This is a genomic window from Lebetimonas sp. JS138, assembly GCF_000523335.1.
GTDB lineage: Bacteria > Campylobacterota > Campylobacteria > Campylobacterales > Nautiliaceae > Lebetimonas.
Genome location: NZ_ATHT01000001.1, coordinates 97609 through 113093 on the forward strand (window position 1 = coordinate 97609; position 15485 = coordinate 113093).

The following is a 15485-nucleotide window of genomic DNA, read 5'->3' on the forward strand; positions in this document are numbered from 1 at the left end:
ATTTAATTGACTTGTCTATTCTTTTTTTTATTTTAACATCATTGATTTATATTTGCATTACAATAAATAAAAAAAGGAGTTTCAATGACAAGTGAAATTTATTATCCTCATAAAGAATTATTCAAAAACCCTGTTTTTAAAAGTATGGATGATTATAGAGAAATGGTGGAAAAATTTGAAAAAGATTTCGAAGGGACATGGGCAAAACTTGCAAAAGAAAAAATTACATGGTTTAAAGAGTTTGAACAGGTTCTGGATGAAAGCAACGCACCTTTTTACAAATGGTTTGTCGGAGGAAAATTAAATGTTACTTTTCAGTGCATAGACAGACACCTTGAAGATAAAAAAAACAAAGCCGCTATTATCTGGGAAGGCGACAACGGAGAAAATAAAACAATCACATATCTTCAGCTTTATAAAGAAGTTAATAAATTTGCTAATCTGTTAAAAAATTTCGGTGTTCAAAAAGGGGACAGGGTCGTAATTTATATGCCTATGATTCCGGAAGCCGCATATGCAATGCTTGCGTGTGCAAGAATAGGAGCAATTCACAGCGTAGTGTTCGGAGGATTTTCCGCAGAGGCATTGAAAGACAGAATCATAGATGCAAATGCCAAAATAGTGATAACAGCCGACGGGGCATTTAGAAAAGGGGCTCCTTATATGTTAAAACCTACCGTTGACAAAGCTCTTGAAGGAATAGATTTTGTAGAAAAAGTAATTGTAGTGGAAAGAAACAATGAAGATATAGATTGGATAGAGGGAAGAGATGTAAGCTATAATGAACTTATTCAAAATCAATCAAGCAAATGCGATCCGGAAGTGATGGACAGCGAAGATCCGTTGTTTTTACTTTATACATCAGGCTCAACTGGTAAACCGAAAGGTGTACAACACTCCCAGGCCGGATATATCCTCCACTCACAGCTTACAATGGAATGGGTATTTGACATCAAAGATAACGACACTTTCTGGTGTACAGCCGATATAGGATGGATTACAGGTCATACATACATAGTTTACGGACCTCTTGCGGCCGGGGCAACAACGGTTATGTTTGAGGGGGTTGCCACTTATCCGGATGCGGGAAGAGCCTGGAAAATGGTAGAAAATTATAAAATCAACCAATTTTACACAGCCCCTACGGCAATAAGACTTCTCCACAAAATCGGTGCGGATGAACCAAAAAAATACGATTTAAGCTCTCTTAGAATATTAGGAACCGTGGGAGAACCGATAGACCCTGCTGCATGGAAATGGTATTATGAAGTAGTAGGAAATAATAGATGTTCAATTGTTGATACATGGTGGCAGACGGAAACAGGAGGTCATATGATTTCCCCTCTTCCTGCGGCAACACCTATTAAACCGGGAAGTGCAACATTTCCTCTTCCTGGAATTTTTGCCGAAATTATAGATGAAAACGGTAATAAAATGCCTGAAAACGAAAAAGGTCTTTTATGTATAACCAAACCGTGGCCAAGTATGATAAGAACTATCTGGGGCGATCCTGAGAGATTTGTAAAAAGTTATTTCTCCACTGCCAAAAAGAACGGAAAAGCTGTATATTTCTCCGGAGACGGTGCAATTTATGATAAAGACGGTTATATCTGGATTACAGGAAGGGTGGACGATGTTATCAATGTCTCAGGACACAGACTCGGAACCGCAGAAATAGAAGATGCCGTTAAATTCCATCCTGAAGTTGCCGAAGTTGCGGTTGTAGGAAAACCCGACGAAATAAAAGGTGAAAGTGTATTCGCATATATTGTACTTAAAAATCCTGAAAATATTGCAGAAGAGCTTGAATTCATTAAAGAAGTAAATGAAATTATCAAAAGAGAAATAGGAGCCATTGCAACAGTTGACAATTTTGCATTTGTTCCGGGACTTCCAAAAACAAGAAGCGGTAAAGTTATGAGAAGAATACTCAGAGCCATTGCAAAAGGCGAAGAAATTACGCAGGATACTTCAACTCTTGAAAATCCTCAGGTTGTTGAAGAAATTATCGCAATAGTTAACAGCTGCGAACTTTAATTGGCAGGTTTTCCTGCTTTCTCAGCAATAATCATGGCAACCTGTGAAAAATTAAACAGTTTAACTTTTTCAACCTCAAAACCTGCTTTTTTTAATAAATCATTTAGTTCATTTACCGTATAAAAATTTTCAATGGATTTAGGCAGGTATTCATACGCCTCTTTGTTTTTAGTAATAATTCCCCCTATTTTAGGTAAAAATTTATTTGTGTAAAAATCTATACATTTTCTAAATTTTTTCTCTTTATCCGATTTTACAAATTCCAAAATTAAAAGTTTGCCGTTTTCTTTTAAAATTCTGTTAAATTCTCTCAGGGCTTTTTCAATTTCAAGCACATTTCTTATACCAAAAGAAATGGAAATAACGTCAACGGAACTGTTTTCACAGGGAACATCGGTTGCATATGAGTTATAAAAATTAATTTCCGGAAACCTTTTTTTCGCTACTTCAAGCATTCCTTTGCTTGGGTCCAAACCGCATATTTTCAGTTTTTTATTTTTAATCGTATTTTTCCATATATCAATCATATCGCCCGTACCGCAGGCAACATCCAGTATTTTTAAATTTTTTTTGTCAATTTTACTAACAGCTTCCTTTACCGCTTCTTTTCTCCATTTTTTATCAATCCCCAAACTTAATATTCTGTTTGCAACATCATATTTGGGAGCGATGGAATCAAACATTTCAACTATTTTTTTCTGCACAATTTCTCCTTAACAAATTCTCGGCAGCAGTTCACCTTTTGGAAGTTCAATATATCTGCTTGAACCCCATGGTGATTTTAATACAACTTTATTTCCCTGTGTTACTTTTCCTATAACAGAAGCGTTCGGATTAAATTTTTTTAATATTTCCTCGGCTTTTTCGGCATCTTTTTCACTTACGGCTACAATAAAGGTTCCTTCATTTGCCAAATCCATAGGTTCAAATCCAAAAATTTCACAAAGACCCGCAACATCATTACTGACAGGGATTTTTTCCTCATTTATTTCAATACCAATGTTACTTGCATTTGCCCATTCGTTCAAAACAGCGCTTAATCCGCCTCTTGTTGCATCACGCAAAGCTTTTATATCTATACCTTCATTTATAAGAGATTCTATTTCATTCCATAATATTTTACAGTCGGTTTTTGCTTCGGTATCCACACCGTATCTGTGGGCCATAATGATACTGCCGTGTTTTCCAATATCTCTGCTAACCAATACAATATCTCCGGGTGTAAGATTATGGGCTGAAATATTTTCTTTTTGTATATGCCCCACTCCGCTGGTGTTTATAAAAATTTTATCAACACTTCCGGCAGGAACGACTTTTGTATCACCGCAGACTATTTTCGCCCCTATTTTGTTCAACTCTTCACTCATTGTTTTAACAATTTTTTCGAGTGTTTCAAAATCTAAACCTTCTTCTATCATAAAACCGCAGCTTAAATATTCAGGTTTCGCACCCATCATAGCCAAGTCGTTACAGGTTCCGGCAACTGCAAGTTTTCCTATATTTCCTCCGTTAAAAAAAAGAGGGCTGACGGTAAAAGAATCTGTCGTAAAAGCTATTTTTCCGTCTGCATTTAAAACAGCTGCGTCTTCGGCACTTGTTAAAATATCGTTATTGAAATATTTATAAAAAAGTTCATTTATGAGTTTATTGGTTTCTTCTCCTCCTCCGCCGTATGCAAGAGTTATTTTATTCATTTTTATCTCCTTTATACTAATATTACAACTCACTGCTCACCACTCACCACTCACTACTCACCATTCACTATTTTCACCATTTTTAATTATCTTGCATATCTGTAATAAGCATTGCATGCGCCCTCATCACTTACCATACAGCTTCCGTAAGGGGTTGAAGGAGTACAGGCCTTGCCGAAAAGTTTACAGTCGGTCGGTTTTGCAAGACCTCTTAAAATTTTTCCACAGATACATAATTTATGGTCGTCAATAGGTTCATTTGGCAATACATTCGCATATATTTTTTCAGCATCAAACTCGGCATATTCATCTTTTAATTTAAGGGCGGAAAAAGGTATGTCTCCAAGCCCCCTCCATCTAAAAGTTTCCCTCACTTCCATAAACTCATCAATCATTTTTTGAGCCAGCACATTTCCATCCCAGGTAGTCGCTCTTTTATACTGATTTTCAACACGGGGTTTTTTTTCAAGTTTTTGTTTTAACAGCATTAAAATACTTTCCATTACATCAACCGGTTCAAACCCGGCAACAACAACAGGTGTATTATATTCATCCACTAAAAACTGATAACTTTTAGTCCCTATTATAACACTTACGTGACTGGGACCGATAAAAGCGTTAATTCTTGCTTCCCCGCTGTCCATAATGACCCTCATCGGAGGCGGAACCAAAACATGATTTATATGATAATAAATATTTTTAACTCCCTCATCAAAAGCTCTTTTCATAAGTGCGGCGGTCATAGGTGTTGTTGTCTCAAATCCTATTGCAAAAAAAACAACCTTTTTATCAGGATTTTCTTTTGCAATATTTAAAACATCAAAAGTGGAATGGAGTGCTCTTATATCATAACCCTCCGCCCTTGTTTTTGCAAGACTTGATTTGCTTCCCGGAACCCTTATCATATCCCCGAGAGTTGCAAGTATAACGTCCGGCTGTTTTGCCAAGGTGATTGCATGGTCTATTCTTTCTTTTGGCATTACACATACGGGGCATCCGGGACCGTGGATAAATTCTATATTTTCAGGCAAAAGCTGTTTTATTCCGTATTTCATGATGGTATGAGTATGTCCTCCGCAAATTTCCATAACCCTCATAGGCTCGTCAAGATCTTTGGCAAGCCTGTGGATTTCTTTACTTAAAGCTTTTATGGTGTTTGGGTCTCTGAATTTAAAATATAAATCTTTTAAACTGAGTTCACTCATTCTCAGCCTCCTCCGGTTTATATAAAAGCGGGCCTTCTTCTTTTACCAAATCTTCAGGTGCAATCGGATTTTCATCCCCCATCGAAGCTTCAGCCAGCTGTTTATACACTTCAATACTTTCAAGTGCAAATTTTTCATCAATTTTACTCATAGCATATCCGACATGAATTAATACATAGTCGCCCGGTTTTACCTCTTCCTGGATTAAATCAAGGCTTACTTTTCTTTTAACCCCCAATGTATCAACCTCAGCCATATTTTTTTCATCAACTTTTAAAACTTTACTCGGTATTGCCAAACACATATTTACTCCTCATTTTATATTTTTCTCATATTCAACATTCATAATTTAACATTCATAATTTACTTAAGTGCTCTTTTCTCTTTTCACTGATCCAGTTTATTATTTCATCAAGACCTTCACCTGTTTTATTGTTTAGCAGAACTACAGGCACTCCCGGTTTTAGTTTATCGGCGGCAACTTTTGCCTTCTCAATATCAAAATCAAAAAAATCAAGCATATCGCATTTTGTAATTACTACAATATCGGCCCTTCTGAACATAACAGGGTATTTTTCAATTTTATCGTCACCTTCCGGAACGCTGACAAACACCATATTATAATGTGCTCCCACATCATAACTCGCCGGACAGACCAAATTCCCCACATTTTCAATAAAAGCGATTTCTGTATCTTCATATGGAAAATGGGGCATAGCGTTTTTTACCATACCCGCGTCCAAATGGCAGGCTCTTCCTGTTTGTAATTGGAACGACCAGATACCTTTGTTTCTTATTCTGTCGGCATCCCTGCTTGTTTCCAAATCCCCTTCAATTACGGCAAATTTAAAAGGAAGTTTATCGGAAAGATTTTCAAGTGTCGTTGTTTTACCGCTTCCCGGGGAGCTCATCATATTAAAACATGTAATTTTGTGTTCATTGAATTTTTCCCTGATTTCATCAGCCATTGCATTATTTTTACTTAAAATTTTTTCTATAACTTTAACTTTATGATTCAACTGAGGATTGTTTTTAATATCTTCATTTATTAATTCCTCTTTATGATCATGCCTGTGTTCATGATGATGTTCATGCTCATGATTATGTTCATGCTCATGTGTTCCGCATCCGCATTCTGTACACATATTTACTCCTTTATAAATGATAATTCATTTTATTTTGTTGTATTATATCTTATATTTATTAAAAAAAAGTAAAAATAAACTTTTCTTATACAAAAAAAAGACTAAAAATGTAAATGATAATGAGAATGTGCAAAATTTTTGTGTTTATGTTTATGTTTGTGAATAAGATTGGCTTTTAATAAAACATCCAAATCTTTCATAAGTTCTTCCATATCTCCGTCATAAATAATTTTATGTTCCTCATTCATAACCACGGCCCTCTCGGTTGTTTCATAAGCCACACTCAAATCATGAGTAGCCAAAACAACGGTTTTATCAATTTCAAGCAAAAAATCTATAAACCAGCCTGTTGTTTTTGGATCCATGGCTGTTGTCGGCTCGTCCAAAAGTAAAATTTCAGGTTCGTAAGCTAAAATAGAAGCCAACATTACTTTTTGTTTTTCACCTCCGCTTAAATTAATCGGGGGTTTTTTAAGATATTTTTCTATTCCAAATTCTTTTGAAATATTAAACACCCTCTCTTCAATATCTTCAAATCCAAATTCTTTGAGTGAAAATGAAATTTCGTCAAATACAGTAGGGTTAAAAATCATCGAATCCGGATTTTGAAAAAGTATACCTATTTTTTTTCTTAATTGTTTGGATAATTTTTTATTTACTTTCTTACCTTCAAAAAAATAGTTTCCTTTTTTGGGGAAATAAAGAGCAGCCAAAATTCTAAGAAGTGTGGATTTGCCGCTTCCGTTGCATCCAAGTAAAGAAATTTTTTCATTTTTTTTAATTTTTAAATTTATATTATCAAGTACTTTTTCATCATAAAAAAATTCCACATTTTCAAGTTCAATAATATTTTCCATTTTACATTCTCCGTTATCCATTATCAAAAAATCCCCTTGCTTTCATAGCCAGCGTCCTTTCATTTGCATCATGTAATGCTTTATTTAAAAAAAATTCAAATGTTCTTGTTATAAATTTCGGATCTTTGTCTGTGAGTTTTAAAACCCTGCTTTTAAATGCCAATTTAAAATCTTCGAATGTTTTTTTATAAGAAAAAATCTGAGAGAGTGTAATTGTCGTTAAATATCCCAAATCTTTTGAAAAAGCCATAAACTGTACGGGAGAAATTATAGCAAAAAACCAGAAGACAAAATATGTAAGGGAATAAACTTTAAGATTGATATACAAAATATAGTGCCATGGAGAAAGATGTTTAATAAAAGCCATTATAATATAACCCAAACTGACACCTAAATTAAAAACAATAATTGATTTTATCACTCTTATATTAAGTTTTAAAATTTTTTTGAAAGAAACAATCCATAAGAACAGTATACCAACTGATATAAATTCAATATGCTTTAAACTAAGTAAAAGAAAAAAAGTCAGAATAAAAAATATTCTAACTATGAGTATTTTTTTTGGCAAAAAATTTTCCTATCAAATATAAGATTATAAAAACTACTGCGCTTCCAACTACCGCACTGACATAATATCCCAAAACATCATTTGTCCCCGGAAGAGAATAATCCGGAAGCAGAGGATGGGCCAACTGTGGAAAATTAGCCAGTCCTTTTGGAATAAATCCTAATACTTTTTGATAATAATCATTGTCCCATTCTCCAAAAGCGGGTGCACTTGTTAATAAGCCAACTGGAACAGCCGCAATCATAATAACCATTATAATCAAAGCAGTTTTAACTTTCTTATTCATGCCGCAACCTCCTGAGAATTTTTTTCTCTTCTTTTAAGAAAACTGTATACTATTTGAGTAAATACACCGTCAACTACACCGAAAACTCCCAAATGCGCAGCCATCATTGCAGGAATTGAAACACTAAGTCCAAATGGGAAATATAATGGATGTCCATTAGCAGTATGCCAGAAAATTGGCTGAATCCCAAGTATTATTGAATCTGACAAAGCAGCAACGTTAATTGATATATATCCAGCTAAAAACGGAGCAAATCTAGTTTTATCTTTTAACCATTGAAAAACATAATAACCAACAAATGCGGCAATAAAAGCCATATCAAACGAATTTACGGCCCAGGTGCTTATTCCCCCGTCCCCAAACACTACCGCCTGAGTCAACAAAACAAACGATACAGAAATAAAGGCAATCCACGGGTCAAACATAATAGCAATCAGGGCCGTTCCTATTGCGTGGCCGCTTGTTCCCCCCGGCACAGGAACATTAAACATCATAATTAAAAAGCTTAAAGCGCTTAATGTTCCAAGCAGAGGAAGAGTTTTTTCATCCAGTCTTTCTTTTAATTTTTTAAATCCGTATGCCCACAAAGGCACCATTACCGCATAACTCACAGCAACAGTTGTTGGTGAAAGATAACCATCAGGTATATGCATTTTAATCTCCTTTTAATTTTTTACAGTGAATTATAACTCATTATCTTAAAAAAAACTTAAATTATATTGGTTCTTGTATTGTTTCAGAACTAAAATTTATAAGCAATTTGTGCTTTTATGGCATTTGAATCTTCATCATTATTATCTGAGTTATATTTATCCAGACAAATTTCTGTGCTCATTGCTTTTGAAACATCATAATCTATATATAAATCAATTTCATTTGCTTTTTTATTTTGAAAATCAATATGGCCATAATTTGCTGATAAAGATAATTTGTCATTAACAGGGACTGAAATATTGGAATAAATTGTTTTTGCATCCTTATCAAAAATATGATTTCCCTCTTCTAATGGATTCATATTGTCATATACGTTTCTGTCTATTTTCATAGAGCCAAGCCCACCTTTTTTATCAGTTTTTATAAACCCTATATTTAAAGCAGCAACTTCAAAATCAACCCCGCCTTCAATATTAAAATAACTTCCGTTTGGTTTGTTTGTCATTTCGTTACTTTTGGAAAATACTAATTTGCCACTGTAAATATCTTTATCGGCATTTAAAGTAACGCCATACCAGTTAGCCAATGTAGGAGCATTGTAAAAATAAACATTTGTATTTAAAAAATCCTGTTTACATTCTACATCCAATAAATTCAACCCTTTTCCGTTATTTAAAGTGCTAAATGCTTTCAGTTCCTCATGATTGTTTGCCCTGCCGTGTCTGAATTCATGCAATATTGTATACTGAAAATTATCAATATTTCCGCTTAGTTTCAATTCTTCCTGAAACCCGTGTATCCATTGGTAAGTTTCTTTGTTTCTACCTGCTATAAATTTAAAATTTTTACCGTAATATGTAATATTTGCGGTATGAAGAATAGCTTTTGTAGAATTGTCAAAATCTCCGTCATGCAATTCGTTTATTTTGTCATTTGCCCTGAAACCTAAATTAATATTAAAATTATCAAATTTTGCGCTTCTATACATAAAACCAACTGAATACATACTGTAACCGCTGTCTTGCGCATTTTTATTATGATATCTTTCAAAATGCAAAGCAAAATCACCTTTAAACTTCCCGTTTTTAAGCGCATTATCAAATTCATTAGCGCATAATAATGTAGATAAAATCAGTGAACATGTTAAAATTTTTTTCACTAATACTCCTTTCATATTTGTAATATAAATACAAAATGAATTATAACTCACGTACTTAAGAGAAACTTAAATCACAATCATTCTTGTATATTTTCAAGCCTGTATTTAATAAATAATCACAGGATAATCTTTATAAAAACAGATATCAATATTAATTTCATAAATATCTTTTAAAATATTTTTATTAATTTCATTCTTTTTACACTGATATTTAATTATTCCGTTTTTCATAAATATCAGCTTATCCGAATATTTCAAAGAAAGATTTATATCATGTATAATAATTATAGTTATTAATTCTTTTTCTTTTGTAATTTTTTTTATAAAATTAAGAATTTCCAACTGATTTTTTAAATCAAGATTATTTGTGGGCTCGTCAAGCAATAATATTTTGCTCTCCTGTACAATAGCTCTCGCTATTGCAATTTTTTGAAATTCCCCTCCGCTTATTTCATTTATCTGTTTATTTTTTAATTCATTTAAATTCAGTTTTTCTATTATTTCATTTACTTTATCAATATCTTCTTTTTTGGGAAAGAACTTAAAATAAGGCTTTCTTCCAAGCATTAAATAATCATATGTATTCAAATCGGTAATATCGTTTTTTTGTGATACATAACCGATTGTTTTGGCAAACTCGTTTATTTTTAATTTGTTTAAGTTTTTCTCATTTAAATAAACAGTGCCTTTTAAAGGTTTTAATATTTTTGCTATATTTTTAAGCAATGTGGATTTCCCTGCTCCGTTCTTTCCTGAAATAGAAACAATTTCCCCTTTTTTAGCCTCAAAAGTAATATCTTGTAATATTTTTGAACTTTTATAAGAAAATTCAAGATTATTTATTTTTAATTTCATTTTAACCCCTGTGAAGTTTAAAGAGCAAATATAAAAACATAGGGGCACCTATAAAAGAAGTAAAAATTCCCACCGGAATAATCACAGGAGAAAGAACTGTTCTTGAAACATCATCCGCAATAAGCAATAAAACAGCACCTATAACGGCACTCAAAGGAAAAATATATTTAAAATTCGAATTATTTAATATTATTTTTGAAATATGGGGAGCTATTAAACCTATAAAACCTATAATTCCAAAATATGCCACACATATTGAAGTCAAGATTGTTACCAAAATTAAAGAAACAAACAATATTTTATTTTTATTAACCCCTATATTTTCTGATTCTTTTATATTAAGAGCATTAAAATCCCACGATTTTAAATAAAAAAATATAAAAAAAATTAAAAACACAGTTCCTAAAACAATTAATTCTTGAAAATTAGCTCTTCCCAAATCCCCGAAACTCCAGTTAATTATTGCAGAAAGCTGGGTTTCATCGGAAAAATACTGCAAAAACATACTACCTGAAGAAAAAAGGGCACTAAAGGCAACACCGGCCAAAATAAGCGATTCGGCTGCAAAATTTTTCATTATTCCAAAAAGCAGTATAAAAACCATAACACTCAGTGCGCCCAAAAAAGCACTTTCAATTAAAAACATATTATTAAAGAAAACAACCGCTATACTAACCCCAAACAGCGCCCCGTGGGAAATACCCAAAGTAAACGGAGACGCCAAAGGGTTTTTTAAAACTGTTTGCATAACAGTACCGGCAATTCCCAAACTTGCACCGCAAAGCAAGGCACTTAAAATTCTCGGAAGTCTTATATTAAAAAGGATAAAATGATTTTGATTATTTAAGAATAAATCTTTTAAAGATATACTGAAATCTCCTATTTTCAGGGATATAAAAGCTATCCCCAATAAAAGGAGAAAAAAGAAAAAAATTTTACTTTTCATTCATCTCCAATTTTTTAAATCCGCCAAAAAATTTAGCCATTTGTTTGTAGCACGCTTTTCCAAGTAAAAATTTATATAATTCGTCTGCTTTTTTTACAGGATTTACATCTTTAAATTTATCCGGAAATACGACTTTTCCTATATAATAAGTATCTGCATATGCAGTTGCTATGTTTGTCATATATAAATTATACGGAAGTATGCCATAAACCTCGTTATTTTTTACAGCCTTTAAATTTTTAAAATTACTCATTTCTTTTTTTACAATTTTAAAACCTGATTCGTCTAAGAATATAATATCCGGATTTGCTTTATATAAAGCCTCTTTAGAAATAAAAACCTGAGATTTTGCATTGGATTTAATTACATTATTTATTCCGATTAACTCAAAAGGAGGAAATTTTGGCATTGTAGAGGTTATACCGTGAATTCCTTTAAATGCAACAGCTCCGATATAAATTTTTTTATCTGTTTTTGACGCCCTTTTTCTCAAATCTTTGTCTGTTTCAGTTAAAAATTCTTTTAACTTCTCGGCTCTTTTTTCATTATGAATAATTTTTCCGATAAGATTTAAAGAATAAAACAGTTTATCATTTGCGAATGTTCCTATTTTTCCGTAACTTAATACAACTACCGGAATATTTGTTTTGTTTTGAATGTTATCAGCCTGAGAAGCGTTAATATATCCTGCAAAAATAACATCGGGTTTTAAAGCAATAATTTTTTCCAAATCAGGATTAGGATTTGGCCCGCCCATTCCGATTACCGGAAGTTTTAAAAGATTAGGATGTGTTAACATATAAGGTTTTTTAGAATAAAAAGGAGATTTTTCTTTTTTTTCAATACCAACAACTTTATCTCCGCCCTGCATATAAACAACCAGTCTCAAAGCACCGGGGCCTATGGCAATAACCCTTTTCACATTATCTGAAACGTTTACAACCCTACCCAGTGAATCTTTAACACTCAAAGCAAAAACTGATACAAAACAAACAGCAATTAATAAAATTTTTTTTAACATAACAAATCCTTTAAATAAATTGAACCAAAAAAAAGGAGGAATTTTCTAAGATGGTCAAAGAAATTATATAATACAAACTTAAAAATTACTTAAAAAAACTTTTTTCTTGTATAATTATAGAACAGATTTTTAAAAAGAAGAAAAAGAAGGAACTTTCTAAAAGGTTCAAGTGAATTATAATTCATTTTTATTAAATAAGAGTTAAAAGGTCTAAAAAATGAGCTGCATCTATTGTAATCATTATATTTTATACAAATTAAAAAACGGATATTACAAATGCGCAAAATGCAAAAGAAAATTTTCACCGAAAAAAATTGAGCGGAAAGCAAAAATATTAAAAGGATTTTTAGATGAATTAAATCCCACGGAAATTGCTGAAAAATATAATATTTCATACGCAACGGTGGTAAAAGAAATACAAAACATAAGAAAAATAGTTGTAAATATTTGTGAAGAGGAATTTTTAAAAAAGCAGGATTTAAAAGAGTTTAATGAATATTTATATATACCCAAAACAAACAGAAAAAATAAAAATTCCATTTATAAAGCGCAAAATTTTTTAACTATCGATTATGGAGGGAAAATATACAATATACTGCTAAGCGATATGCAAAAATACAAAAATTTAAGTTATGAGGAAATTAAATCTCTTCTAAGGCAATCGCAGTTGATTAAAATACAAAAACAGATTTTAATATATCAGTTTTGGGAATATTTTGAAACATTTATTACCAAATATAAAGGTATCAAGGAAAAAAATTTTATATATTATTTAAAAGAAGCCGAATTCAGATTTAACAATTTTAAACTAAGCGTAAGTGAACTCGTAAATTATGAGATTCATCTATAAATTCCAAACTCCGTATGCTGCCTGCCCAACGCTGATACCCCCGTCGTTAACGGGAATTTTCTGATTAAAATAAAAACCATCTACTAAAGATAACATGGTTTTATTTTGAAAAACACCGCCTGTCAATAATACAGGCAGATTATAATTTTTTGAAATCTTTTTTATTAAATTGGCAAGGGAGTTTAAAAAAACAGAAGAGATTAATTCAAAATTTCCCCTGTTTTTTGCCACAAATTCAATTAAAGGATAAAAATTTATTTTTTTATTGATTTTTAAATCAATATATTCTTTTATTAAAGGATTGTAATATTTTTCAATCAGCATTCCGGAAAACCCCTCATATTCATTTCTTTCTATCATTCCGCCTAAAAATGCGACCATATCAAATATTCTTCCTACAGATGAAGTTAGAGGAAAATTTCCGTTTTTTAAGGAAGAGGCCAATTTATAATTTGAATATTTTTTTCCAATTTCATCATTTAAAAGACTGACCGCCATATTAGCAGGATATTTAACAGCTTTTTCTCCCCCTATTAATTTAAAATATTTAAAATGATGTACTCTTTCAAAATTTTTTCTGTTTGCTATAAAAACTTCACCTCCCCAAATAGCCCCGTCGTCTCCGTATCCGGTCCCGTCCCATGCAAACACCAAAGCTTCATTTAAATCAAATTCAAAAAGCCCGCTTAATGCATGTGCGAAGTGATGTTGAATTTGAATAATTTCTTTTTTTTGATTTTTTGCCCATTTTGTAGATTCATAATACGGATGTTTATCACAGATTATAATATCTTCTTTAAAATCATAAAGTCTTCTAAAAGTCTCAATTGTCCTTTCAAAATACTCAATACTGTCAATTGTGCCTAAATCCCCAATATGAGGCGATAGTATCATTTTATTATTAAAGGCAAGGGTTATAGTATTTTTCTGATTAGCTCCAACTGCAAGTATATTTGGTTTTATATTTTGTTTAATACTAAATGATTTTGGAGCATATCCACGTGAGAGTCTCATAGTGATAAACTTATTTTTAACACTTTGTACAACCGAATCATCGCATGCGTTTACAATATCCCTGTTATAATCAAGTATATAATCTACAACATTTCCAAGTTTTTTAATTAACTCATCACTATCTCTTATAATTGGATCGTTGCTTATATTTGCACTTGTTGCCACAATTGGAAAATCAATAAAATCAAAAAGTAAAAAATGCACGGGGGTATAAGGCAAAAACACACCGTATTTACCGATATCCGGGGCAATACCGGTTAGCTCTTTTTTCTTTTTTACAATTACTATAGGTTTTTCTTTTGAAATAATTAATTTTTCATCATTTTCATTTATTTCACAGTATTTTTTTATACATTCAATATTCTTAAACATAATGGCAAAAGGTTTGGAAGGTCTTCTTTTTCTTTCTCTCAATTCCAAAACCGCTTTTTCGTTTGTCGCATCACATACTAAATGAAAACCTCCAAGTCCTTTTATTGCAACAATTTTCCCTTCTTTTATTTTTTTAGCAATAAACTCGATTTTTTCTATTTCTTTATTAAACTCAATTTCTCTATATTTTTCATTTTTAACTTTACACTTTACACTTAATTTTGGTCCGCAGTCATAACAGCTTATCGGCTGGGCATGATATCTTCTGTCCATCGGATTTGTATATTCCCTGTAACATTTTTCACACATTTTAAATTTTTTCATGGAAGTGTTTTTTCTGTCATAAGGAATATTTTCTATAATCGTATATCTAGGACCGCAGTTTGTGCAGTTAATAAACGGATACAAAAACCTTCTGTTGTTTTTATCATACATTTCTTTCAAACACTCGTCACATACACAGATGTCCGGAGATATGGATGTGGTTTTTGTTGTTTCTTTTGATTCTTTTATTATAAAATTTTTATATCCTTGAATGGGTAAAATTTCTTTTTGAATAGAATCAATTCTTGCAAGAGGAGGTAGATTTTTTTGCAGGGTATCTATAAATTTATCTTTGTTATTACCCTCTATTTCAATAACAACACCGTCAGAACTGTTTAAAACATATCCTCTGAGATTTAATTTTTTAGCAATTTTATATACTGTGGGTCTAAACCCTACACCCTGTACTATTCCGTTTATTTTATATCTTATTCTCATAAAATACCTTATTTAAAGAAGAAAAAAGGAGAAAAAATGAAAAAAGCGACTTACAAATAA

16 protein-coding genes are annotated in these 15485 nt (G+C 31.9%); 2 read left to right on the forward strand and 14 right to left on the reverse strand.

Going from position 1 to position 15485, the window contains the following annotated elements; translation table 11 throughout:
• Nucleotides 1-84 precede the first annotated feature (84 nt).
• A complete protein-coding gene (acs, locus tag DZ67_RS0100495) occupies nucleotides 85-2037 on the forward strand; it encodes an acetate--CoA ligase (RefSeq protein WP_024791675.1) in 1953 nt (650 codons plus the stop codon).
• Here the strand turns inward: acs and ubiE are convergent.
• The 13 genes from ubiE to DZ67_RS0100560 all read right to left on the reverse strand — a co-directional run bounded on the left by ubiE (nucleotide 2034) and on the right by DZ67_RS0100560 (nucleotide 12427).
• Complete coding sequence (gene ubiE, locus DZ67_RS0100500; protein ID WP_442911232.1) at nucleotides 2034-2744, reverse strand: bifunctional demethylmenaquinone methyltransferase/2-methoxy-6-polyprenyl-1,4-benzoquinol methylase UbiE; 711 nt, start codon at nucleotides 2742-2744, stop codon at nucleotides 2034-2036. The genes acs and ubiE overlap by 4 nt on opposite strands.
• A gap of 6 nt (nucleotides 2745-2750) precedes the next feature.
• The gene (hypE, locus tag DZ67_RS0100505; protein WP_024786757.1) at nucleotides 2751-3731 is read right to left on the reverse strand and encodes a hydrogenase expression/formation protein HypE; all 981 of its coding nucleotides are present in this window, start codon (nucleotides 3729-3731) and stop codon (nucleotides 2751-2753) included.
• 86 nt (nucleotides 3732-3817) lie between these two features.
• Nucleotides 3818-4936, reverse strand: a complete 1119-nt coding sequence (hypD, locus tag DZ67_RS0100510; protein ID WP_024786758.1) for a hydrogenase formation protein HypD — start codon at nucleotides 4934-4936, stop codon at nucleotides 3818-3820.
• Entirely contained in the window at nucleotides 4929-5240 is a 312-nt protein-coding gene (locus DZ67_RS0100515) for a HypC/HybG/HupF family hydrogenase formation chaperone (protein WP_024786759.1), read from the reverse strand. The genes hypD and DZ67_RS0100515 overlap by 8 nt, the downstream gene beginning before the upstream one ends.
• Nucleotides 5241-5292: 52 nt before the next feature.
• Entirely contained in the window at nucleotides 5293-6081 is a 789-nt protein-coding gene (hypB, locus tag DZ67_RS0100520; protein ID WP_024786760.1) for a hydrogenase nickel incorporation protein HypB, read from the reverse strand.
• Between the two features lie 101 nt (nucleotides 6082-6182).
• Nucleotides 6183-6959: an energy-coupling factor ABC transporter ATP-binding protein gene (locus DZ67_RS0100525; RefSeq protein WP_236617324.1), complete on the reverse strand. Its 777-nt coding sequence runs from the start codon at nucleotides 6957-6959 to the stop codon at nucleotides 6183-6185.
• Nucleotides 6952-7320, reverse strand: coding sequence for an energy-coupling factor transporter transmembrane protein EcfT (locus DZ67_RS0100530; RefSeq protein WP_236617325.1), 369 nt, complete (start codon nucleotides 7318-7320; stop codon nucleotides 6952-6954). The genes DZ67_RS0100525 and DZ67_RS0100530 overlap by 8 nt, the downstream gene beginning before the upstream one ends.
• Before the next feature lie 160 nt (nucleotides 7321-7480).
• Entirely contained in the window at nucleotides 7481-7792 is a 312-nt protein-coding gene (locus tag DZ67_RS0100535) for a PDGLE domain-containing protein (protein ID WP_024786763.1), read from the reverse strand.
• The gene (gene cbiM / locus DZ67_RS0100540; RefSeq protein ID WP_024786764.1) at nucleotides 7789-8445 is read right to left on the reverse strand and encodes a cobalt transporter CbiM; all 657 of its coding nucleotides are present in this window, start codon (nucleotides 8443-8445) and stop codon (nucleotides 7789-7791) included. The genes DZ67_RS0100535 and cbiM overlap by 4 nt, the downstream gene beginning before the upstream one ends.
• A gap of 89 nt (nucleotides 8446-8534) precedes the next feature.
• Complete coding sequence (locus DZ67_RS0100545) at nucleotides 8535-9605, reverse strand: Opr family porin (RefSeq protein WP_024786765.1); 1071 nt, start codon at nucleotides 9603-9605, stop codon at nucleotides 8535-8537.
• A gap of 105 nt (nucleotides 9606-9710) precedes the next feature.
• The gene (locus DZ67_RS0100550) at nucleotides 9711-10460 is read right to left on the reverse strand and encodes an ABC transporter ATP-binding protein (protein WP_024790484.1); all 750 of its coding nucleotides are present in this window, start codon (nucleotides 10458-10460) and stop codon (nucleotides 9711-9713) included.
• Between the two features lies 1 nt (nucleotide 10461).
• On the reverse strand, nucleotides 10462-11406 hold the full coding sequence (locus DZ67_RS09610) for a FecCD family ABC transporter permease (RefSeq protein WP_035002992.1): 945 nt from the start codon (nucleotides 11404-11406) through the stop codon (nucleotides 10462-10464).
• Nucleotides 11396-12427 carry an iron ABC transporter substrate-binding protein gene (locus tag DZ67_RS0100560; RefSeq protein ID WP_024786767.1) on the reverse strand — a complete coding sequence of 344 codons (1032 nt, stop codon included), beginning with the start codon at nucleotides 12425-12427 and terminating at the stop codon, nucleotides 11396-11398. Before DZ67_RS0100560 ends, DZ67_RS09610 begins: the two co-directional genes overlap by 11 nt.
• 217 nt (nucleotides 12428-12644) lie before the next feature.
• Here DZ67_RS0100560 and DZ67_RS0100565 point away from each other — a divergent pair, with 217 nt between their 5' ends.
• Entirely contained in the window at nucleotides 12645-13277 is a 633-nt protein-coding gene (locus DZ67_RS0100565; protein WP_024789017.1) for a helix-turn-helix domain-containing protein, read from the forward strand.
• On the opposite strand, the gene hypF is transcribed toward DZ67_RS0100565, so the two are convergent.
• Nucleotides 13272-15425 (reverse strand): carbamoyltransferase HypF, encoded by a 2154-nt coding sequence (hypF, locus tag DZ67_RS0100570; protein ID WP_024786768.1) that lies wholly within the window; start codon nucleotides 15423-15425, stop codon nucleotides 13272-13274. The genes DZ67_RS0100565 and hypF overlap by 6 nt on opposite strands.
• Nucleotides 15426-15485: the final 60 nt, after the last annotated feature.